The organism is Salinisphaera aquimarina, from assembly GCF_042643355.1.
GTDB classification, from domain to species: domain Bacteria; phylum Pseudomonadota; class Gammaproteobacteria; order Nevskiales; family Salinisphaeraceae; genus Salinisphaera; species Salinisphaera aquimarina.
Map to the genome: position 1 here is coordinate 119,719 of NZ_JBHRSS010000003.1, position 20,255 is coordinate 139,973.

Genomic DNA, 20,255 nt, shown 5'->3' on the forward strand with positions numbered 1-20,255 from the left:
ATAGGAACATTGGCTTCGCAGCGCGAGCGTTGCCGTCCAGGGTCGCGGCCGGATTGGTTGCACCCCGCAAATGACGGCCAAGGCGGCATCGCGGCATAACACGCCCTAGTATATGTCTGTGAACGAGGTGTCTACGTTGATCGGACCGCCTTGCCTGTACGCCGATGACGGCGTTTTCCAGCGACCATATCGTTTTCGACCGGAGCCCCCGTGACCGAGCCCCTTGTTCCCAACCGTACCGAGATTCTGTCCTCGGTGGACCATGTACAGGAGGCGCTGCAGCGCCACCGCTATATCGGCACCAGCCGGATCGCGACCGTGGTCTATCTCGCCTTTCATCTGCGCAAACCGGTCCTCGTCGAAGGCCCGCCCGGCGTGGGCAAGACCGAGCTGGCCAAGACCACGGCACGCATGCTCGGCCTGCCGTTGATACGGCTGCAGTGTTACGAAGGCCTCGACGAAGCCAAGGCCCTGTACGAATGGAAATACGGCAAACAGCTACTGTATATACAGGTGCTCAAGGAAAAACTCGACGATGCGCTGGGCGGCGCGCGCGGTCTGAAGGAATCCGTGCAGCGCCTGCACCAGCACGACGATATTTTCTTCTCGGAAGCGTTTCTGGAACCCCGGCCGCTGTTGAAGGCGCTGCGCGAGGCCGACGGCAGCGTGCTGCTCATCGACGAAATCGACAAGTCCGACCAGGAGTTCGAATCCCTGCTGCTGGAGATGCTGTCCGATTACCAGGTCACGATTCCCGAGATCGGCACCATCGCCGCGGCCGGCCAGCCGCCGATCGTGTTTCTCACCTCGAACAACACCCGCGAAGTCTCGGACGCGCTCAAGCGCCGCTGCCTGCATCTGTACATTCCGTTTCCGGACGCCAAACTGGAACAGCAGATCATCCAGACCCGGGTGCCGGAGATAGCGGTCGAGCTACGCCGCCAGCTGGTCGCCTTCGTCCAGGCCCTGCGCGAGTTGGATCTGCGCAAGACACCAGCGATCAGCGAGACCATCGACTGGGCCCGCACCCTGTTGCTGCTGCATATCGACGCGCTCGACGCCGAGTGGGTGCGCGAGACGCTCAACGTGCTGCTCAAGTTCCAGGACGATATCGATCGCGTCGAGCCGCAGCTGCCCGCGCTCACACGCCGCGCGGTCGGCGCCCGCTGAGTCAGCCGCCCTGATGGAACGCACCCTGGCGAGTTTCGTGCGTGCCCTGCGCATGGCCGATGTGCGCGTGTCCACGGCGGAAACACTGGATGCGTTTCGTGTCGCCGAGATGATCGGCTGGCAGGATCGGCAACGGCTCAAGGACGCGCTGGGAGCGGTGCTGGCCAAAAGCCAGAACGAGACCGGGGCCTTCGACGCCTGCTTCGATCAGTTCTTCTACTTCGACGATCTTAAAAGCGACGACGGGCATTCGGCCGACGACGCAATCGACCCCAACCGGCCCGAGTCAGAACCAGAGCCGCCCGACAACCAGGCAATCGGCCACGGCGAGGGCCAGGGTGGCGGCGGTGGAAACGGCGACGTCGGGTCGGACGGCGACCCCGACGCCGGTCACGGCGGAGCAACCGACCTAAGTGAAGCGCGCGTGCGCGTCGAAGATATGAGCGCCCCATCATCGTCGCTCGGCCGACTGCTCATGGCCGACGACCGCACCGCGCTGGCCATGGCGATCTCACATGCGGCGGGCGAGAACAAGCTCGAAGACATCAGGTTCTTCACCCAGAAGGGACTGTATACACGCCGTATCCTCGAACAGATGGGCCGCTCCGAACTGATCGACGAGATCATCACGCTCGACGCCTCAACCGCCCCGCCCGATCAACGCCTGGCCACCGAATTGCGTACGCGCAGCGATCGCCTGCGTGAGCAGGTGCGGGATCATGTCGAGCGCCAGTTCCTGCTGCATGCCGATGCCCACGGCGAACGACTGCGCGCGGACATGGTGCGCAAGGCGCGCGTGACCAACGTGGCGCGCTACAACGACCCGCTCATGCGGCGCGTGATCGCGCGGATGGCCCGCCAACTCGTCGCCGCCCACTCTCGCAAGCGACGCATCACCAAGCGCGGCACGCTGGATCTGCCCCGCATGATGCGCAAGAACATGCGCTACGACGGCAATATGGTCGAGCTGGCCTGGAAGTCGAAACGCATTGATAAGCCACGCGTGTTTGCGGTCTGCGATGTGTCCGGGTCGGTTGCCAGCTATGCGCGTTTCATGCTCATGTTCCTCTACAGCCTCGAGGAAGTGCTGCCCAAGGTTCGCGCCTTCGCGTTCAGCTCGCAGCTCGGCGAAGTCACCGATCTGTTCAAGCGATACGACCTCGACGAAGCCATCAAACGCACGCTGGCAGCGCACGGCCAGGGCTCCACCGATTACGGCCGCGCCCTCGCCGACTTCGAAGCGCTGGCACTGGATGACGTGGACCGGCGTTCGACCGTGCTCATCCTTGGTGATGCACGCAACAACGAGGGCGACCCGCGCACCGATCTGCTGCGCAAGATCTACCAACGCAGCCAGCGCGTGATCTGGCTCAACCCGGAACAGCGCGTGAGCTGGGACAGCGGCGATTCCGAAATGTGCCGCTACCGCGCGCACTGCCATCAGGTGAACGAGTGCGGCTCGCTAGAGCAACTCGAGCGAGTGGTGTCGGATCTATTGCGAGCCGTGACCTAAGTACGGTACTGGCGGTTGTCGTTGTCGCCTCTGCAGCCAGAGCCAGAGCAATCGCATATCGCAACCGAACAGGGCAGCAGGAAAGGACAGCGCATGAACACGATCAACCCGAACAAACTTCACCACAGCAAATGGACCGCGACGCGGCCCGAGCACAAGGAGAAACATTTCCTGGTGACCCAGCTGCTGCGCGACGATCAGGAAAAGGTGGTCGAGGTGATTCTAGAAGCAGTGCTGACCCGGCGGGCGTTCACCTTGCCCTGGCGCGAACTGAAGAACGACAAGACGTGGCTGATCGGCTGGCAGTGAACGGGTTCTCCACACGCGCAGCAGCTAACGCTGCGAATCGGCGAGGGGATGCTCAATCGCCTCCGCGACCATGTCGGTCGCGACCTCACCGACCCGACGTATCGCTTCGGCCACGGTCGCTGTGAGCGGCAACGCGTAGTTCAACCGCAGACAGTGACGATACTTGCCGGACGCGGAGAACAGCGAGCCGGGCGCGATACGTACGCGTGATGCGGCCAGTCGCTCGTTGAGCCGCAAGCAGTCCACGCCGGCCGGCAGTTCCAGCCACATCAGGAAGCCGCCCTGCGGGTAGCTGATCCCGGTGTCGGCGGAAAAATGACGCTTGACCAGGCGCAGCAGCACATCGCGATGGCGCTGGTACTGACGAATCATTTCACGCAGATGGCGTTCGTAGTGGCCCTTGGCAATGAACTCGGCCACCGCCAGCTGCGGCAGGGTCGCGGACGCGCCGGTCGAGACATACTTCATATGCGTCACCTGATCGCGGTAGCGGCCCGGCGCGATCCAACCAACCCGCAGACCCGGCCCCAGGGTCTTGGAGAACCCGCTGCACAGCAGCACCCGGCCATCGTCATCGAACGCCTTGAGCGTTTTCGGGCGCGGCGTGGCAAAGGAAAGATCGCCGTAGATATCGTCTTCGATGATCGCCACGTCGAAGCGCTGAGCCAGCGCCACCAAAGCCCGCTTGCGCGACTCGGGCATGGTATAGCCGAGCGGATTGTTGCAGGTCGGGGTGACCTGGATGGCCCGAATCGGCCATTGTTCGAGCGCCAGTTCCAGGGCTTCGAGGCTGATCCCGAGTTCCGGATCGGTCGGTATCTCAAGTGCCTTCAAGCCGTTGGCCTTGAGGATCTGCATGGTGCCGTAGAAACTCGGCGAGTCGACGGCGACCACGTCGCCGGGCGCGGCCAGGGTGCGTATCGCGATCGACAAGGCTTCCTGACAGCCGGTGGTAATCAACACGTCGTCCGGGTGCAGCAGACAGCCCGATCCTGTCGCCAGCCGCACGATGCGCTCGCGCAGTTCGCGGCTGCCGCTCAGGCGATCGTAGCTCAGGTCATGCGCGCCGCCGCGGCGATGCAGAGTCGCGAGCAGACGCGACAACGGCTTGAGCGTGGCCGCCTCGAGGTCCGGCACGCCCCGCCCCAGCATCAGCACGTCTTCGTCGGGCGCCATGTCCACCAGTGCCAGTACGTGGTCCCACTGCGAGACATCCAGTGGCCGTTGTGCCGGCCGCGTCACCGACGGTAGCACGGTCGGCACTTCGCGCGGGATCACGTAGTACCCGGATTTCGGCCGCGCCTCGACCAGCGCCGCCTCTTCCAGACGGCGATAGGCCTCCTGTGCCGTGGAGACGCTGATCTCGAGTTCGCGACACAGCGCCCGTATCGACGGCAGCCGATCGCCGACGCGATAGACACCGTGATCGATGCGTTGCCTCAGCGTTCTCGCGGCCTGCTCATAGAGTTTCATTACAGTGACCCGACTCCGCGGTGTGATCGGTACAGATCATGAAAACCCGACCGATACAGCTTGCTCGAAGATCAAACTGTATCTTATAGATTCGACAAACCTGAATCTGTATCGATAACGGCATGCGCCCTAGCCTGTGGACATCCCCACAGGAGAACGGTCATGGGCCTCACTCGTCTTGTCGAAACGCTTCGCTACTATCGATCACGACGGCACACTCGCCGGCAGCTGCGGGTGCTCGAGGACCGGCTGCTCGACGATATTGGCGTCTCGAAAAGCGATGCCCGGCGCGAGAGTCGCAAACCGTTCTGGCAGGCGTGACCGGATAAATGCTGGCGCTGGGTCTACTACCGTTGCTCGCGGGTACCCGACGCGGAAAAAGAAACGGCAAGCTGCCCGGCCAGCGATTGTCGCGCCGCCTGATTTGCTTTACCGGAATGCATTGGCGATCAACCGCGTGCCGCTCGGCGCTTACCGCGTGAGTTGATCGACATCACGCACGGCGCCGCGCGACGCGTTGGTTGCCAGCGCCGCATAGGCCCGAAGCGCCGGCGAGACCTTGCGCAGTCGGTTCCGCGGCTGCCAGGCCTCGCGGCCCTTGGCCTCCATCGCGGCGCGGCGTGAGGCCAGCGTGTCGTCGTCCAGATCCAGCTGAATAAGGCGCTCCGGAATATCGATCACGATCGGGTCACCGGTTTCGATCAGGCCGATGAGGCCGCCTTCGGCCGCCTCGGGCGAGACATGGCCGATGGAAAGGCCGGAACTGCCACCGGAGAAGCGACCGTCCGTGATCAGGGCGCAGGTCTTGCCCAGCCCCTTGGATTTGAGATAGCTCGTCGGGTAGAGCATCTCCTGCATGCCGGGCCCGCCCTTGGGGCCTTCGTAGCGCACGATGACGACCTCGCCGGGGATGACTTCGTTGCACAGGATGCCGGCCACGGCCGCTTCCTGGCTTTCGTACACGCGGGCGCTGCCGTTGAACACGAGGATCGACTCGTCCACGCCCGCGGTCTTCACGATACAGCCCTCGGGCGCCAGATTGCCGAACAGTACCGCCAGGCCGCCATCCCGGCTGAACGGATGCGCCGCCGAGCGAATGACGCCGTGCTCCCGGTCGGTGTCCAGCGCTTCCCAGCGCGCCGACTGGCTGAATGCGGTCTGGGTGGGAATGCCGCCTGGGCCGGCGCGGTACAGCTCGCCTGCCATGATGTCCTCGCTGCGCATGATGTCCCAGCGCGCCAGGGCGTCGGCAAGCGTGGGCGCATGAATCGTGGGCAACGAGGTATCGATCAGGCCCGCCCGATCCAGCTCACCCAGGATGGCCATGATGCCGCCGGCGCGGTGGACGTCTTCCATATGCACATCGCTCTTGGCGGGTGCGACCTTGCACAGACACGGCACGCGGCGCGACAGCGCATCGATCTCGGCGATGGAGAAATCGACCTCGCCCTCATGCGCGGCGGCGAGCAGATGCAGCACCGTGTTGGTCGAACCACCCATGGCGATGTCGAGGCTCATGGCGTTCTCGAACGCCGCACGGCTGGCGATGCCGCGTGGCAGCGCCGTGGCGTCGTCCCGCTCGTACCAGCGGCGGGCCAGATCGACGATCACCTGCCCGGCCTGCCGGAACAGCCCTTCGCGATCGCTGTGCGTCGCCAGCACCGAACCGTTGCCGGGCAGCGCCAGGCCCAGCGCTTCGGTGAGACAGTTCATGGAGTTGGCGGTGAACATGCCGGAACAGGAGCCACAGGTCGGGCAGGCAGAGCGTTCCACGATCGCCACTTCGGCATCGCTGTAGCTGTCATCGGCGGCGACCACCATCGCATCGACCAGGTCGAACGCGCGGCTGCTGCCCTTGACCACTGCCTTGCCGGCCTCCATCGGCCCGCCGGAAATGAACACGGTCGGGATATTCAGCCGCATCGCGGCCATCAGCATGCCGGGGGTGATCTTGTCGCAGTTCGAGATACACACCAGTGCGTCGGCGCAGTGCGCGTTGACCATGTATTCCACGCTGTCGGCGATCAGCTCGCGCGACGGCAGCGAATACAACATGCCGCCATGACCCATGGCGATACCGTCGTCGACCGCTATGGTGTTGAACTCCTTGGCCACGCCGCCCGCCGCCGCGACTTCGCCGGCGACCAGCTGGCCCAGGTCCTTCAGGTGCACATGACCGGGGACGAACTGCGTAAAACTGTTGGCGATGGCGATGATGGGTTTGCCGAAGTCGCCATCCTGCATGCCCGTCGCCCGCCACAGGGCGCGAGCGCCGGCCATGTTGCGGCCGTGGGTACTGGTTCTGGATCGATAGACGGGCATGATTTGTCCTCCGGGTTAGCGCACTCGGATATCGTATTGCCCTTCAATTTGTTTTTGAAATATATTACTAGCGTCTGATTAGGTCGTTTGAGATATTATTTATGAACGTGCGACGTCTGAGGCATTTCGTGGCTGTAGCCGAGACGCTGCATTTCGGCAAGGCGGCCGAGCGCCTCCACATGACCCAGCCGCCGCTGAGCCAATCGATCATCGCGCTGGAACGGGAACTGGGCAGCGCCCTGTTTTTACGCACCAAGCGCAGCGTGGCGCTGACGCCGTTTGCCGAGCAATGGCTCGAGCCTGTGCGGGCGGCGCTGGATGCAGTGAATGCCCTGCCCGACATCGCCGGCCGCATTCGCCGGGGTGAAACCGGCCGGCTGAGTCTATCGTTCGTGAGCACGGCCGATTACAGCCTCCTGCCCGCGCTCGTTCATCGCTTTCGAGCGTTGTATCCGACGGTAGATCTGGCCTTGACCGAGGCAACCAGCGACGTGCAGATCGCCGCGTTGCGACGCAAGGAAAGCCACGCCGGTATCGTCATTCCGCCGGCGCACACGGCACTGCCCGACGAACTGGCCTATCGCCAAGTCATGACAGAACCGCTGATCGCGGCAGTTCCGGAGAGCTGGCTCGACAGCGGCCGCCTGAAGCTGGCCGACGGACAGCTGACGCCAGAAGCGGTGATCGAATCTCCCCTGATCGTATTTCCACGCCATGTCGCGCCGGCGTTCTACGAACTGGTCACGGACTATTACGTCGCCTGCGGCGGCCAGGCCCACATTGCGCAGCATGCGATTCAGATGCAGACGATCATCAGCCTGGTCTCCGCGGGGATGGGTATTGCGCTGGTGCCCGAATCGTTACGCAACCTGGCGAGAACGGGCACGCGCTACGTGGCCCTGCACAGCCGCGCGCCACTGCTGGAAACCGGCATCGTCTGGCGGCGTGACGATCGGAGCCCGATGCTAGCCAATCTTCTCGACGTGATCGGCGCGGCGGAGAACGGCGTCTTTCCTCAATGATCCGACTATACGATGCAAGCAGAATTCAGGATCTACCGACCGATCACCAATATCTCCAGAAGGCACTACTGGCTTGGGCGTAGATCGACGATCGCGGCGTGAGCAGTCAATCAAAGATCGACCGCATTCGCGCTGTGTGTCGAGCCGGCTCGACGCCCGACACGGGCGCCCACAGGCGCGTAGCTACTTTCCGCTCGTTGGCTTGAGATTCTCGTGAATCTTGAATATGACAATGATCAGTTCACAAGAGACGCGTGCCGCTACGGCGCCGCCGACGATGGTCACCAGCCCCATCACGACGCTGGTGGTGCTGGGTCCCGCGTAACCACCGGACATCTGCCCCAGGCCGCTGACCAGCGCCATGAGCAGGAAGAGCCAGTAAATAAACGTAATCAGTTTCGGCGTGAGCATCGAATCGAAATAGAGAATGTCTTTCATGCTTCCCCCGTGCTTTTGAATCAATGATTCTCCTTTGAGCACTTCAAAACAGGCATATCGCGTGCCAGCCCCAACAAACAATTGTTTCTTTTATGCTTGTTAAAAGTGTATTTCTTGCCAGGCATCCTGTTGTAATATTTGCCGACTGATCACAGGCTTGCTCACGTCGCCGTAAATGAAGCTCGGCACCGGGTAGACAATACAACTGCTGGTGGTTGCCGCAGGATCAGACCGACCACGGCGGATGACCGCCCGGACTTCGATCGTTTCGATCACCCTCGAGTGAGGCTCGCATGACACTGATCACATCTTCGCCTCGTACGGTTTCCCGGCCCCGCACAGCCTTCGTGCGCCACGTCCGCCGCGGGCTGCGTGCGTCTGCCGTGAGTCTGCTCGTCATGAGTCAGGCAAGCCTGGCCGCGGCAGCGTCCGATGAAACCATGCGCGACGAGTTCTTCTGGCTCGGCGAGATAAACAAGGCGAGCGCCGTCATCAATTCGGAACAGGGTCTGCTCGACAAGCAGAAGACGCCGGCGATCGCACAGGCGCTGGAAGAAGTCATCGAGGCCGGCAATCAGCCGGGCGGCGAGCGGCCCAAGAAGGTCATCGAATTCGAGCCGCTGCTGATCGACGCCGGCGGCATCGACGTTACGCTGCTGCATGCCGGCCGCTCCAGCCAGGACATGCACGCCACCTTCCGGGCCGCGATCCTGCGCGACGAGTTGCTCGAGCTGGCCACGCACCTCAACGCCACATCGAAAACGCTTGTCGACTTGGCCGACAAGCATAAAGACACCATCGTGCCGAACTACACCAACGGCGTGGCGGCCCAGCCCAACAGCTACGGCCACCAGCTACTCGGCCATGCCGCCGGCCTGGAACGTGACGCCCAGCGTATCCGCGAAGCCTACGCCCGGATCGACCGCTCGCCGATGGGCACCACCGTACTCAACGGCACGAGCTGGCCGCTCAATCGTCAGCGCATGGCCGACTATCTCGGCTTCGCGGCACTTGTCGACAACGCCTACGACGCCTCGCAGATTTCGTCGATGGACGAACCGCTGGAAGTCGGCGCGGTCATCACGCGTATCGCGCTGCACGCCGGCAACTTCATCGAGGACCTGCTCACCCAGTACGCCGACCCGCAGCCGTGGATGCTCCTCCAGGAGGGCGGCGACAACACCTATGTCTCCAGTTCGATGCCACAGAAGCGCAATCCCGGCCTGCTCAACTCCACCCGCAGCGACGCCTCGACCGCGGTCACGCTCGCCCTGGGCCCGATCCTGCAGATGCACAACATCACGCCCGGCATGAGCGACCCGAAGGACGTCGAGACCAACTCCGCCATCGTCGATGCCGGCATCAAGGTGCTCGACAAGTGGGACAAGATCCTCAAAGCGCTACGCGTGGATCCCCAGCGCGCCCTGGACGAACTCAACAGCGACTGGACCGCATCGCAGGAACTGGCCGATATCCTCATGCGCGAACACCAGCTGCCGTTCCGGGTCGGCCATCATTTCGCCTCCGGTGTGGTCAGCTATGCTCGCGCGCACGACATCAAGCCGCTGGATTTCCCCTATGACCAGGCCCAGCAGATCTACAGCGAAGTCGTCACCGCCGAAGACCCCGAGCAGCCGCACGAGCTGCCGATAACGGAATCCGAGTTCCGCGCCGCGCTCGATCCCAAGGCGATCGTGAACAACCGCGCCACCCGCGGCGGCCCGCAGCCCGCGGAAATGAAACGCGTGCTCGCCGAAGCCCGCACCGATCTGAAAGAACAGAACGAATGGATCGCGAAAAAGCGCGACCACATCGACGCATCGCTGGACCAGCTCGACAAGGACTTCGGCACGCTCCTGGACACGTCCGACGACCACTGATCCGCAAGCCGTCGTCGCGCCGACGACAGATTTGAACGGATCCGGAACAATCGATCAGCCGAATCGCCGGCATCCCGGCGCACGAACACGGCCGGCCCGCACAGGCTTGACCTGCACCGCAGGCCGCGTCGATCGACAACCGCACACGGCAGGCGGCCGCCGTCCCGTATGACGCGCAACCGATATATCGGAGAACAAAACCTTGCCGACGCTGTCCGCCATCTATCGCTACCCGATCAAGTCCACCGCAGGCGAAGCGCTGGCAACGGCTATCGTCACCGATGAAGGGCTGTTGCGGGATCGGCGCTTCATGGTCGTCACCCCGGACGGCAGCTTCGTCACCGCGCGCAGGCACCCGGCATTGCAACGTGTCACGGCGCGCTTCGACGGCGAGTATCTGTATCTGGTCTGCGACGATCAGCCGGCGATCACCCAGGCACGGCAGGCGTTCGGCGAACAGCCGTTCGAGACCGGCGTCTGGGCCGACGACTTTCCAGCACTGACCACCACCTTCGCGCTCGACGCCTGGTTCAGCCGGATCGTCGGCGAGCCGGTGCACCTGCTCTGGCTCGGAGAACGCTCGGCCCGCTATCGCGAGAGCATCGGCACCCGCGTCAGCTTTGCCGACGGTTACCCCCTGCTGCTGACGAACACGGCCTCGCTGGCCGACGTCAATGCCCGCACCGACGGCTCGCACGTCATGGCACAGTTCCGGCCCAACGTTGTGGTCGACGGGCCCGGCGCCTTCGCCGAGGACGAGTGGCGGCGTATTCGCATCGGCGACGTCATCTTTCGCGTGGCCAAACCCTGCGCCCGCTGCGTCATGATCACGGTCGACCCCGAACGCGGCGAGCGCCGCGACGATGGTGAACCGCTGCGAACGCTCACCCGCTATCGCAAGCGCGGCAAGGACATACTGTTCGGCCAGAACCTCATCGCCGAAAACTCGGGTTCGCTCACGCTTGGCGACACGGTCGAAGTACTCGAATAAGCGCAACGGCCGATCAAGAAGGAGTGCGAAGTGGTTTTGAGCCATCCACCATCAGCGGCAAACCCTGATCTGACGAAACCCCGCCCCGTGCCGGCATCGGCTCGGTTGGGGCGCATGGGCGTCCAGGATCGGGGCTTGCCGTTTGCCTCGTGAGCGGTTGATTCGAGCTTCAATTGGAACCACGGGACAGGCTCTGGTGCGTCGCGGCCAGAACGGCACAAGGCGACCGCATGGCTTTCAACGCGCCCTTTGGCCTCGATCACCGCGAGGACGTATCAAAGCCACGCCATCCATGACCCGACACCGGCAAGCCCCCTGGCACAAAGATATTGCGGTACACCTGCGCATGCGCACCATCGCGCAACAGGATGCGAGCACTCACCCGATTGTCGCGAATATGCCCACGACTTTCCGGATAACGCGCGGTAATCGAGCCCGTATCCTTGCCGGTGTCGATCACGATGTTGCCGTAGACCTCGAAGTCGCGAGCCTTGTTCAGATAAATGCCGACGTCGTCCGTTCCATAGACCAGGTTGTTCCGAATGACGCCACGGCGCGTTTCGTACCGGGTATCCCCATTGCGAAAAAACTTGGCGCCGGTGCCACCACCGCCGAAGGAAAGACCCACGGAGCTGTTACGCACGACGTTGTTCTCGATGACGACATCCTGCGAATTGCCCTTGGCGAATATGGCATAGGCCGCCCGACCGTTCGCCTTGCGGATGTGCTCCAGCCGGTTGTTGCGGATATCCCATGCCACGGCGCCGACGATGTCGATGCCCTCGACGACGCCGCGCTGGCCTGTACTGGTGAAGCCGATCAGGCAGTTCTCGATCGTGCCGTAGTCCGAATACGAGTCGTCACCGTGGGCATGGGATGGGCTGGTGACCTTGAAACCCGATTCGCCGTTATCCCATGTCTTCAGGTTGTTGGCAGTGAAATGGTCCGAGTCGTAATCGATCTGGACGCCGTGGTAGGCGCTGTTCTCGAGCGTCATATTCCGAAGGGTGACGTCCTTGGAATGATCGACGACGATATTGCTGCGCACGCGATGGTCGTTGATGCCCGGGCCGCTGATGACGGTGTCGTGGAAGTCGGTGGTAGCGCCGGTGATGGTCAGGTGATCACGATCCCGGATGACGATCTGCCGGACCTGATGATAGTCGCCCGGCGCCAGCACGATGATCGCGCCCGTGGCCGGCGCGGCTTCGATGGCATCTCGCAACGCCGGGATCGAGTTCACCTGCACCGTCGGCTTGGCGAATACACAGGGTGTGCATAGCGCCAGGGCGCAGACCACGGCGGCAAGATGCATTCGTTTCAGGATGCGGCTCATGTCGGCCTCCGCGGCAAGCCGGACTCGGACCACACCTTGGGTGAGGACGTGAAGATGCGCAATCAAGGTGGCATCGAATATGCCGCAGGCACAGGGTTGGGGGCAAACGCCTACCGGCTCCGGCGCGCGCCCGGCGAACGGTCGGTGAATTGATGAAGCCGTCGCGACAATCGGCGTTACGGCTTTATGGCCCGGGCAGTGAGCGGCACGCGCCTCGCATACGATAATCGTGCTAGTAATAGCGCAAGTCAGGATCACCACGGATCAGGGGAGTCGATACAGGCGTGGGCCGCTATACCTTCATCACCATATTACTGATCGCCGCCACGCTGCTCGCCGGCGGGCTGACGATTTTCGACTGGCTCCGACCGGGCGAGATCGAGGGACTGCCGATTCGCGAGGTCGCCGCTACCTTGCTGGCCGTGCTTGCTGCCTGGTTGGCCAGCCGCGCCATCGACCGCTTTGCGGACGGCCTCAACGAGGGTCGCTATGCCTGGCAACGGCGCCTTCGGCGCATGCTGCACGTCGAGGCCGAGGAGCGCTTCCGGGAAGCCGATCTGTTCGCTGCGCTCGTGCATCTGCTGATCTGGCTGTCGCTGCCGATGCTGCTGCTCCACATCTGGGGGCTGTCCAAGACCAGCTTCGATCTGCTCCAGCATTTTGCATGGACCGGATTCAAGATCGGCCAGCTGCAGATTGTGCCCGCGCAGGTCTTGCTCGGGGCGATGATTCTGGTGATCGCCGCCGGGCTGATCCGCTGGGTCACCGCGCGTCTGGAAAACCAGTGGCTGGCACGCACGCCGCTCGAGAGCCATACCCGCGAGACGATCGCCACGATCACGAGCTATGTGCTGTTCGTGATCGTGACCCTTGCCGTGCTCAGCTATGCGGGGCTGGATCTGTCCAAGCTGGCACTGATTGCCGGCGCGTTGTCGGTAGGCATCGGTTTTGGCCTGCAGAACATCGTCAACAATTTCGTCTCGGGCCTGATCCTGCTGTTCGAGCAGCCGATCCGGCGCGGCAACTATGTGACCGTAGGCGAAACCGAAGGCTTCGTGCGGCGCGTGCGTATTCGCGGCACCGAGATCGAAACCCTGGAGCGCATCACCGTGATCGTGCCCAACTCGGAGCTGATCACCAATCACCTCAAGAACTGGAACCTGCGCGATCGCTACGGCCGCATTATCTGTACGGTCGGCATCGCCTACGGCAGCGACGTGCGGCGAGCCCAGGAACTGCTGATCGAGATTGCAAAAAATCACAACGAGGTGATCAGCGACGGCGTGGCCGGCGTGCCGCGACCGATGGCGTTGTTTCGCAACTTCGGCGACTCGACGCTGGATTTCGAGCTGCGCTGTTTCGTGCGCGATGTAACCCGACGCTATATCGTGATCTCGGACCTCAATTTCGCCATCGACGCCGCGTTCCGTGATAACGACATCACCATCGCGTTTCCGCAGATGGATGTCTGGCATCGCAGCGTACCGGAGCAGCCGCTGCGGATTGCCGCCAATACCGATAGCACAGACGGGGGCGAAGAACCCGCCTGAGCGCTGCAGCCCGTCTGGAATTCGACCGGGCGCGGCGCATCAAAAGGTTGGCACGCCTGCCGGGTCAGTCCGTGCTGGCGCTCTCGCGCGGCGCATCGCCCGGCTCGCCCGCGCGCAGCCGCAGGATCACGTCGGCGATCAGGCGCTGGTCGTTGCGGCCGGCAAACACGCCGTCGACGATTCGCTTTATCTCGGCGCGGTTCCTCGATCGGTTGGCCACGATCAGCGGAATATCCGAGTCGCGATGCGACGGGCTACCGTGCCAGGAATGATAGAGCGGCGCGAAATAATAGCGCTGCTCCGGGCTTTCGCGATCGCCGTTGTGGGCGACGAGAATGATGTCGCCGGCTCGATCCCCGTACGGTCCCACGGTGAGATCGCGCATGCGCTGTGGCATATCGACATAGGTCGGGTGCGGATGCGCCTGCAGATAAGCCGCCAGCGGCTGCGTCTTGCCGTCGCCGACATAGACTTCGAAGACATCGCCTTCGGCTGCGTCCGACTCGCCGGTACGCACCAGGATCATGTCCAGCGTGCCGCGCATCTCGGGCACGAGCAGACCGTCGATATTATTGCGGTAGAACGCCTCGGCGGCGCTGTTGATATCTTCGCTACGCGCCGGCCGGGTCCAGTCGCAGGGTGTGTCGTGGGTCGCGCAGGTCGTGCGATCGGCGATGTAGACGTAAGCCATGGCGCCCTGATAAGCGAGCACCGAGTCGAAGAACACGTCGTCGTCGACGTCCAGTTCGAACGGCCGCAGGGTGAAGCCGGCCCCTTCGAGCACCTGCGCCGGCTCGCCCTTGCCGTCCGTGCTCAGCGAATGCGCGTCGTCGTGCTCGACGCCGGTATGGCCGTGGTCGGAGGTGAGTACTACATAGCGGTCGTCGAGCGCGCCCACATCGTCGAGGGTTTCTCGCAGTTCTTCCATCAAGGGTTCGAGCCCTTTCTCGAGATAGTCGCGGCGCGATGTGTCGGGGTCGGCGTCATGAATATGGGCGTAGTGGTCGAGCCCCGGCATGTAGATGGTGATCACGTCGGCTGGCGGCTCGTCCTCGAGCACTTCTTCCATGTTCTCGATGACTTCCTCGTCGAGTTCGCGAAACAGCGACAGCGACTCCTTGCCTGTGAGCTGGCCGGCCACGTGCTCGGCGAACAGACTCTGGAACGCCTCCAGCATGGCGGTGCGATCGGTGAGGATCAGCCGATCCGCGCCGGCGTAGTACTGATGCATGCCGACCCAGACACGCACGCCCGGGTCGGTCTCGCGCATGCGCTCGTAGATCGTCGGCGCCTTTAGCAGAGCGTTGGCATAGCCATCGGTATAGGTCTTGAACACCGGGGTCGCATCGTGGATGGTCACCGGTACCGGCGCCGCGTATTGACCGGTGTTGCGTACGAAATACTCGTTGCCTGCCACACCGCTCTCGGCGGGGTTTACGCCGGTCACCATCGTGGCCCAGGACACCGCCGTCGACGACGGCAGCACACTGACCAGCGAGTCGCGGAAATAGGCGTGGGCGAAATCGTCTTCGCCCTGATCGCCAAGCAGCCGCGCCATTTCGGGCAGTTCCCCCGCCTCGAGCATGTCGTAGAGCAGGTGCCGATCGATACCGTCAATCGCGAGAATGAGCAACTTGGGGTTGTCCAGCGGTGCCGGCCGTTCATCCGGATCGGTCTCGCGCAGTTCGACCTGCTGGCCCGCAACCCAGAAATTCGCCGCCTGCCAGGCACAGCCAGACAACCCGGCGGCCATGATGGACAGCGACAACAGACGTAGACAGACCCGCCGCGCGGACTTGGCCCGCGTTCTCGTATTCGACATCAACGTTCAACCCCAGTTCGATAACAACATCGCCCGGTCGTGGTCAGGTACGGAACGTGTCGTTTATTGATTTGTTTGCAGAATCTTAACAGCACCAACCTGAACCGCCGGCGAAGCGCCGATTTGCGCTCCGCTGGATTCAATAAGTGAAAAACACGGGTAAAAGCGAGACCGGGCGCGATGCACCGCTGCACACAAGCCGATTCGCGGGGCGCACGCCATGACCATTGAAGCCATCGCCGCCACGACGGCGATCACGGCCGTGCCGGGGTGCCGGCGTGCGCGAACGGACGTCGACATGATGACGCGCAAGAGCGCGGAGCTCTACGGCACCCGCGCCGCCGACATGAATTCGGCGCGGTCGAGCATCTGGATCATTCCGCTGTCGATCTTCTGGTAGCAGCGCGTCACTATAGCGGCCGACTCGGCGCGTCAGCCCGGTGGGGCGTCCTGGTCCGTTTCGCCGGGTTGCGGCTCGCTGTTCGTCTTGAACTGGACCGCCATCTCGAGCGCGCTGCGACAGAACGCCATGGCGTGATCGAAATCGGCTTCCGAAAGCTGGCGCGCCGCATCGTTGCCCCGGTAGATATTCATCCATTTGCGGTCGCGTTCGATCATCGTCGGCAATCGGCCAATGCCCCAGTCCTCGAGCAAGGCCCACAGGCGCGGGTTGAAACCACGCACCAGACTGATCAGAAACGGAATCGGGTCATTGCGCGCGAGCAGCGACGTCAGCCGCAGAATCAGCTCGAACGACACGGTCGCCGAGCCCTGCTCCATCGCCTTGAGCACGGTCTTGTCTTCCATGTCCAGCGCCGCGGCCAGGTCGTCGACCGACATGCCGGCGGCGGCCCGGGCATCCTGAATCGCGGCGCCCGCGCGCTGCATCCATGCCCGCTGCTCCGGCGAAAACAACCGTAGCTGCGCCTGGCTGAGGATGAAGGTGGTACCGATACGAAGCGTCAGCCCGCCGGCACGCGTGGCGAGATTGGTCACCGCTGCTTTCGACAGATTGACGGTCAGATTGGTGACCTGACCGAACAGCCCGAAGCGTTCGCGCTTGCCGTCGTCTTTCGCCATGCCTTCTCACCCGCGCGGGCGCGCCGTGAAATCGTGCTCAGAGCATACGGGTTTTGATCAGCGCATGGGCGCGCGCCGCCGGTCATGCCGGGCGACGCGCGAATATCGGATCGCTATCCAGCCACCGCCGTGTTCGAGGCAATCTCACGGAATGCGTTCGCCAACGTTTGCGGATCCTGCGCGCCGGCCAGCAGATACTGGTTTTCGACCACGAAGGACGGCACCGACGACACGCCGGCACTGCGGTAGTAGGCAAGCTCCCGCTCCACTTCTTCCGCGTAGCGATCGGAGCCGAGAATGACGTCGACCTGTTCGCGGTCGAGATCGAGCGAGCCGGCGATCTGCTTGAGCAGGGCCGGATCGGTCGGGTTCTTGGCCTGCCCGAAGTAGGCATCGAACAGCGCCAGCTTGAAGCCGGTGTACTTGCCGTGTTCCTTGGCCCAGGCCAGCACGCGATGCACGTTGAAGGTGTTCCAGGACCGCCGATCGGTGGCATGGCTGAAATCCAGCCCCAGTTCCTGCGCCGTCTCCACGATCATCTGCTGATTGGCACGAATCTCGGCTTCGCTCTTGCCGTATTTGTGCATCAGATGCTCAAGAATCGGCGTGCCTTCGGGCGGCACGTCCGGATTGAGCAGAAACGCATGCCATTCGATCTCGACGTCGATTTCACCGTCGAGCAGTTCGATGGCCTGCTGCAGGCGCTTGTAGCCGATCGCACACCAGGGGCACACGACATCGGAGACGAGATCGATCTTGAGCGTATGGGTCATGGCGGTCGATTGATTGGGCATTGCATCAACAGTGGCGGCCGCGACCCACTGTTTCAACAGCGACCTCGCCAAGCCGCATCAGGACCGGGGCCTGGGCCTAGCTGTCGAGCTTGGAATAATGGGCGTTGAGCCGTTTTACGACCGCGTCTTAGAGATCGACGGCAGAAAAGCTGGCCGTGATATTTTCACCTACTGGAACGCGTCGGACTCGACCTTTGCCTTGAAAACCGGATCGATACCGATCAGCGCCTGCGCCATCGCGTAGAGCAGCCTTTATCGGGTCACACAAAAGGCTCACGTTGGCCGTGTCGCCACCGTGCAGTCTCGTACGTTCATTCGACCTATGCGCGCGAGTATCGGCGTATCTGGAAGTACCGGCTTACGCACCGACCGGCATCGACCACAAGCTCGGGCGACACGGCCAGGCCGCGATCACCACATCAGATCGTCGGGTACCTGATAGGCGGCATAGGGGTCATCCGGATCCACGGCCTCGTCGGTCGCTTTACTCATCAGCCAGATCTGGTCGGGAATCATCGTCTGCAGACGCTCGGCCACCGCGCGGGGCACCAGCGATGCCACTTCGCGATGCCGAACCACGGCCAGACGCCCGTCGGCCAGATCGCGGCGCTGAGCGTCGCTGACTTCGATACGCCGGATCTTGGCGCCGATCGTATAGCTGTAGGCCACACCATCTTCACCCTTGGCGCCGGCCTTCACGCGATTGCGTTCGATGATCTGGCCCACTGACTGGTCGCGCTCGTGGGCCTCGCGCCTGGCTTTCTGTGACGCGTTGAGCTGCCGGTCACGCTCGCGCTTGGCGGCCTCGGCCCGAGCCACCTCGTCGGCCAGTGCCTGTTTTTCCGCCGGCGTCTTACCCTCACGGCGTGCGGCCTGGTCGCGCTTGACCTTTTCGCGTTTGGCTTTTTTCGCCTGCTTGGGCTTGGCAACGCCGCTGGCCAGCAGTTGTTCCTGGAGTGATTTGGACATCGAAATTAGAGCGTATTTGGATTGTATGGGCCTGAGCCCGATTTCAGGGTGCCAGTTTGGCAGGAATTACCGATACAAGGGCAGCGATGTTCAAAGCGTACGCCAGGGCGCCGGATCCGGCCGTAACAGCACCGCGCGAATATGGTCGAGGGCCTGCGTCAGCGCGGCAAGGTCGCGGGCCGCGCTCAGGCATACGCGCACGGCCTGCGGCGCCGGCTCGCTGCCCACGCAGAAGGCCTCGGCCGCAGTCACGCGCACGCCCAGTTGCTCAAGCTGATCCACGATCGGCGCCGCGCGCAATCCGCTGGGCAACGGCAGCCATATGAAGAAGCCTCCGGGCCGCGCGACGAAATCGACGTCGTGCAGCCGTTCGGCGGCCAGCGCCTGGCGCCGCCCCAGCTCGGCATCCTGCCAGGCCAGCAGCCGATCGGCGTCACCGTTGGCGATCCATTCGCAGACCAGGCTCGCCATCAACGGCGGCGGCATCCAGCTCTGGGCCCGGATCGCGGCACGCACGCGCGCGCCCAGCGATTCGGGTACGCGCATCACCCCGGTGCGCAGCCCGCCGGCCAGTATCTTGGACACTGAAAACAGATAGACCGTGCGTTCCGGCGCCAGCTGATACAGCGGCGTGCCCCGCTGTGGCGCCGGCAGATGCATGACGCCGTCCTCGATCAGCCAGAAGTCGCGTGCCCGGGCCAGCGCTACGAGGGCGACACGCCGCTCTTCGCTGAGCCGTGTGGTGGTCGGATTGTGATGATCGGGCATCAGATACAACGCCCGAAACGGCTGACGATCGTAACGGCGCGCCAGCGCCTCGATGTCGACGCCGTGCGCGTCGAACGGCACCGAAACCGTCCGCAACGCCAGCTGCTGTGCAGCGCTGATCAGGCCCGGATAACTCAGGGTTTCGGCGGCCAGCCGCGCATTCGGCCCGCACAAGGCGGACAGCGTGAGATAGATGCCGTGCATGCCGCCCTGATTGACCACGAGTTCCGATGCCGGCATCGGCAGGCCGAGCTTGGCCAGCCATGCCGCGAGACATTCACGATGCGCGGCCAGACCATCCTCGGGCTGATAGGCTACCGCATGCGCGAGCATGCGCTCGTCATCATGCACGGCCGCGATCGCGCGCTTGAGCCCCGCCGTGCGGCCCGGATACGGCGGCGGCAGCGACAGACTCAGGTCCACCAGACCGGGCGTCTCCGACGCCTGCTGTACATGAGTGAACGCCGCCGACCCGCCACTGGCGCGCACGAATGTGCCGCTGCCGACCCGCGCCTCGACGAGACCGCGCCGTTCGGCTTCGCTGTAGGCACGGGTAATGGTTCCCGTGGTCACGCCGAGCGCGTAGGCCAGCCGCCGCTGGGGCGTGAGCTTCTCGCCGGCGGCCAGCTCACCGCTGCCGACGGCGGCCTCGATCGCGTCCGCCAGCTGGCGATAGCGCGAACCCGAGCCGGATAGCGTGGGCACCCACATTGTCATGGTGACAATAAATTCTTTGACAGCTTGAACCGCATAGTAGAGCCTCGAATTGTCTCTATCGAATCTAGATTATTTTACAATTGTACCCATACATTCAGGAT

19 protein-coding genes are annotated in these 20,255 nt (G+C 63.3%); 10 read left to right on the forward strand and 9 right to left on the reverse strand.

Annotated elements, in window-relative coordinates:
- Window positions 1-210: 210 nt before the first annotated feature.
- The 3 genes from ACFOSU_RS04115 (at window position 211) to ACFOSU_RS04125 (ending at window position 2,992) form a co-directional block, all read left to right on the forward strand.
- Entirely contained in the window at window positions 211-1,170 is a 960-nt protein-coding gene (locus tag ACFOSU_RS04115; protein WP_380686737.1) for an AAA family ATPase, read from the forward strand.
- A gap of 13 nt (window positions 1,171-1,183) precedes the next feature.
- Window positions 1,184-2,683: a VWA domain-containing protein gene (locus ACFOSU_RS04120; protein WP_380686739.1), complete on the forward strand. Its 1,500-nt coding sequence runs from the start codon at window positions 1,184-1,186 to the stop codon at window positions 2,681-2,683.
- 93 nt (window positions 2,684-2,776) lie between these two features.
- On the forward strand, window positions 2,777-2,992 hold the full coding sequence (locus ACFOSU_RS04125; protein WP_380686741.1) for a TIGR02450 family Trp-rich protein: 216 nt from the start codon (window positions 2,777-2,779) through the stop codon (window positions 2,990-2,992).
- Window positions 2,993-3,016: 24 nt separating this feature from the next.
- Here ACFOSU_RS04125 and ACFOSU_RS04130 read toward each other — a convergent pair whose 3' ends face one another.
- Window positions 3,017-4,465 (reverse strand): aminotransferase-like domain-containing protein, encoded by a 1,449-nt coding sequence (locus tag ACFOSU_RS04130; RefSeq protein WP_380686743.1) that lies wholly within the window; start codon window positions 4,463-4,465, stop codon window positions 3,017-3,019.
- A 162-nt stretch (window positions 4,466-4,627) separates the two neighbouring features.
- On the opposite strand from ACFOSU_RS04130, the gene ACFOSU_RS04135 reads away from it, so the two are divergent.
- Complete coding sequence (locus tag ACFOSU_RS04135; protein ID WP_380686745.1) at window positions 4,628-4,786, forward strand: DUF1127 domain-containing protein; 159 nt, start codon at window positions 4,628-4,630, stop codon at window positions 4,784-4,786.
- A 150-nt stretch (window positions 4,787-4,936) separates the two neighbouring features.
- Here ACFOSU_RS04135 and ilvD read toward each other — a convergent pair whose 3' ends face one another.
- On the reverse strand, window positions 4,937-6,787 hold the full coding sequence (gene ilvD / locus ACFOSU_RS04140; protein ID WP_380686748.1) for a dihydroxy-acid dehydratase: 1,851 nt from the start codon (window positions 6,785-6,787) through the stop codon (window positions 4,937-4,939).
- A 101-nt stretch (window positions 6,788-6,888) separates the two neighbouring features.
- Between ilvD and ACFOSU_RS04145 the strand changes: the two genes are divergently transcribed.
- Entirely contained in the window at window positions 6,889-7,809 is a 921-nt protein-coding gene (locus ACFOSU_RS04145) for a LysR family transcriptional regulator (protein WP_380686750.1), read from the forward strand.
- Window positions 7,810-7,992: 183 nt separating this feature from the next.
- Here ACFOSU_RS04145 and ACFOSU_RS04150 read toward each other — a convergent pair whose 3' ends face one another.
- Window positions 7,993-8,247: a DUF4282 domain-containing protein gene (locus ACFOSU_RS04150; RefSeq protein ID WP_380686752.1), complete on the reverse strand. Its 255-nt coding sequence runs from the start codon at window positions 8,245-8,247 to the stop codon at window positions 7,993-7,995.
- A 398-nt stretch (window positions 8,248-8,645) separates the two neighbouring features.
- Between ACFOSU_RS04150 and ACFOSU_RS04155 the strand changes: the two genes are divergently transcribed.
- Both ACFOSU_RS04155 and ACFOSU_RS04160 read left to right on the forward strand, forming a co-directional pair.
- Complete coding sequence (locus ACFOSU_RS04155) at window positions 8,646-10,127, forward strand: argininosuccinate lyase (protein ID WP_380686755.1); 1,482 nt, start codon at window positions 8,646-8,648, stop codon at window positions 10,125-10,127.
- A 202-nt stretch (window positions 10,128-10,329) separates the two neighbouring features.
- Complete coding sequence (locus tag ACFOSU_RS04160) at window positions 10,330-11,118, forward strand: MOSC domain-containing protein (RefSeq protein WP_380686757.1); 789 nt, start codon at window positions 10,330-10,332, stop codon at window positions 11,116-11,118.
- Window positions 11,119-11,377: 259 nt separating this feature from the next.
- Here the strand turns inward: ACFOSU_RS04160 and ACFOSU_RS04165 are convergent, their stop codons facing one another.
- The gene (locus ACFOSU_RS04165; RefSeq protein ID WP_380686759.1) at window positions 11,378-12,454 is read right to left on the reverse strand and encodes a right-handed parallel beta-helix repeat-containing protein; all 1,077 of its coding nucleotides are present in this window, start codon (window positions 12,452-12,454) and stop codon (window positions 11,378-11,380) included.
- Between the two features lie 284 nt (window positions 12,455-12,738).
- On the opposite strand from ACFOSU_RS04165, the gene ACFOSU_RS04170 reads away from it, so the two are divergent.
- Window positions 12,739-14,004: a mechanosensitive ion channel family protein gene (locus tag ACFOSU_RS04170; RefSeq protein ID WP_380686761.1), complete on the forward strand. Its 1,266-nt coding sequence runs from the start codon at window positions 12,739-12,741 to the stop codon at window positions 14,002-14,004.
- 64 nt (window positions 14,005-14,068) lie between these two features.
- Here the strand turns inward: ACFOSU_RS04170 and ACFOSU_RS04175 are convergent, their stop codons facing one another.
- A complete protein-coding gene (locus tag ACFOSU_RS04175; RefSeq protein WP_380686763.1) occupies window positions 14,069-15,826 on the reverse strand; it encodes an alkaline phosphatase family protein in 1,758 nt (585 codons plus the stop codon).
- Between the two features lie 220 nt (window positions 15,827-16,046).
- On the opposite strand from ACFOSU_RS04175, the gene ACFOSU_RS04180 reads away from it, so the two are divergent.
- Window positions 16,047-16,226 carry a hypothetical protein gene (locus tag ACFOSU_RS04180; protein WP_380686765.1) on the forward strand — a complete coding sequence of 60 codons (180 nt, stop codon included), beginning with the start codon at window positions 16,047-16,049 and terminating at the stop codon, window positions 16,224-16,226.
- A gap of 32 nt (window positions 16,227-16,258) precedes the next feature.
- Here the strand turns inward: ACFOSU_RS04180 and ACFOSU_RS04185 are convergent, their stop codons facing one another.
- Both ACFOSU_RS04185 and ACFOSU_RS04190 read right to left on the reverse strand, forming a co-directional pair.
- Window positions 16,259-16,906, reverse strand: coding sequence for a hypothetical protein (locus tag ACFOSU_RS04185; RefSeq protein WP_380686767.1), 648 nt, complete (start codon window positions 16,904-16,906; stop codon window positions 16,259-16,261).
- A gap of 113 nt (window positions 16,907-17,019) precedes the next feature.
- A complete protein-coding gene (locus ACFOSU_RS04190; RefSeq protein WP_380686769.1) occupies window positions 17,020-17,700 on the reverse strand; it encodes a DsbA family oxidoreductase in 681 nt (226 codons plus the stop codon).
- Here ACFOSU_RS04190 and ACFOSU_RS04195 point away from each other — a divergent pair.
- Entirely contained in the window at window positions 17,693-17,944 is a 252-nt protein-coding gene (locus ACFOSU_RS04195; protein ID WP_380686771.1) for a hypothetical protein, read from the forward strand. The genes ACFOSU_RS04190 and ACFOSU_RS04195 overlap by 8 nt on opposite strands.
- 167 nt (window positions 17,945-18,111) lie before the next feature.
- Here ACFOSU_RS04195 and ACFOSU_RS04200 read toward each other — a convergent pair whose 3' ends face one another.
- Both ACFOSU_RS04200 and ACFOSU_RS04205 read right to left on the reverse strand, forming a co-directional pair.
- Complete coding sequence (locus ACFOSU_RS04200) at window positions 18,112-18,669, reverse strand: DUF2058 domain-containing protein (RefSeq protein WP_380686773.1); 558 nt, start codon at window positions 18,667-18,669, stop codon at window positions 18,112-18,114.
- A 90-nt stretch (window positions 18,670-18,759) separates the two neighbouring features.
- Window positions 18,760-20,154, reverse strand: a complete 1,395-nt coding sequence (locus ACFOSU_RS04205) for an aminotransferase-like domain-containing protein (RefSeq protein ID WP_380686775.1) — start codon at window positions 20,152-20,154, stop codon at window positions 18,760-18,762.
- Window positions 20,155-20,255 lie beyond the last annotated feature (101 nt).

Excerpts from the sequence above, each read along its gene's own strand:
- ACFOSU_RS04120 (WP_380686739.1), top strand. The coding sequence starts at position 1,184 with ATGGAACGCACCCTGGCGAGTTTCGTGCGTGCCCTGCGCATGGCCGAT.
- ACFOSU_RS04125 (WP_380686741.1), top strand. The coding sequence starts at position 2,777 with ATGAACACGATCAACCCGAACAAACTTCACCACAGCAAATGGACCGCG.
- ACFOSU_RS04130 (WP_380686743.1), bottom strand. The coding sequence starts at position 4,465 with ATGAAACTCTATGAGCAGGCCGCGAGAACGCTGAGGCAACGCATCGAT.
- ACFOSU_RS04135 (WP_380686745.1), top strand. The coding sequence starts at position 4,628 with ATGGGCCTCACTCGTCTTGTCGAAACGCTTCGCTACTATCGATCACGA.
- ilvD (WP_380686748.1), bottom strand. The coding sequence starts at position 6,787 with ATGCCCGTCTATCGATCCAGAACCAGTACCCACGGCCGCAACATGGCC.
- ACFOSU_RS04145 (WP_380686750.1), top strand. The coding sequence starts at position 6,889 with ATGAACGTGCGACGTCTGAGGCATTTCGTGGCTGTAGCCGAGACGCTG.
- ACFOSU_RS04150 (WP_380686752.1), bottom strand. The coding sequence starts at position 8,247 with ATGAAAGACATTCTCTATTTCGATTCGATGCTCACGCCGAAACTGATT.
- ACFOSU_RS04155 (WP_380686755.1), top strand. The coding sequence starts at position 8,646 with ATGAGTCAGGCAAGCCTGGCCGCGGCAGCGTCCGATGAAACCATGCGC.
- ACFOSU_RS04165 (WP_380686759.1), bottom strand. The coding sequence starts at position 12,454 with ATGAGCCGCATCCTGAAACGAATGCATCTTGCCGCCGTGGTCTGCGCC.
- ACFOSU_RS04175 (WP_380686763.1), bottom strand. The coding sequence starts at position 15,826 with ATGTCGAATACGAGAACGCGGGCCAAGTCCGCGCGGCGGGTCTGTCTA.
- ACFOSU_RS04180 (WP_380686765.1), top strand. The coding sequence starts at position 16,047 with ATGACCATTGAAGCCATCGCCGCCACGACGGCGATCACGGCCGTGCCG.
- ACFOSU_RS04185 (WP_380686767.1), bottom strand. The coding sequence starts at position 16,906 with ATGGCGAAAGACGACGGCAAGCGCGAACGCTTCGGGCTGTTCGGTCAG.
- ACFOSU_RS04190 (WP_380686769.1), bottom strand. The coding sequence starts at position 17,700 with ATGCCCAATCAATCGACCGCCATGACCCATACGCTCAAGATCGATCTC.
- ACFOSU_RS04200 (WP_380686773.1), bottom strand. The coding sequence starts at position 18,669 with ATGTCCAAATCACTCCAGGAACAACTGCTGGCCAGCGGCGTTGCCAAG.
- ACFOSU_RS04205 (WP_380686775.1), bottom strand. The coding sequence starts at position 20,154 with ATGACAATGTGGGTGCCCACGCTATCCGGCTCGGGTTCGCGCTATCGC.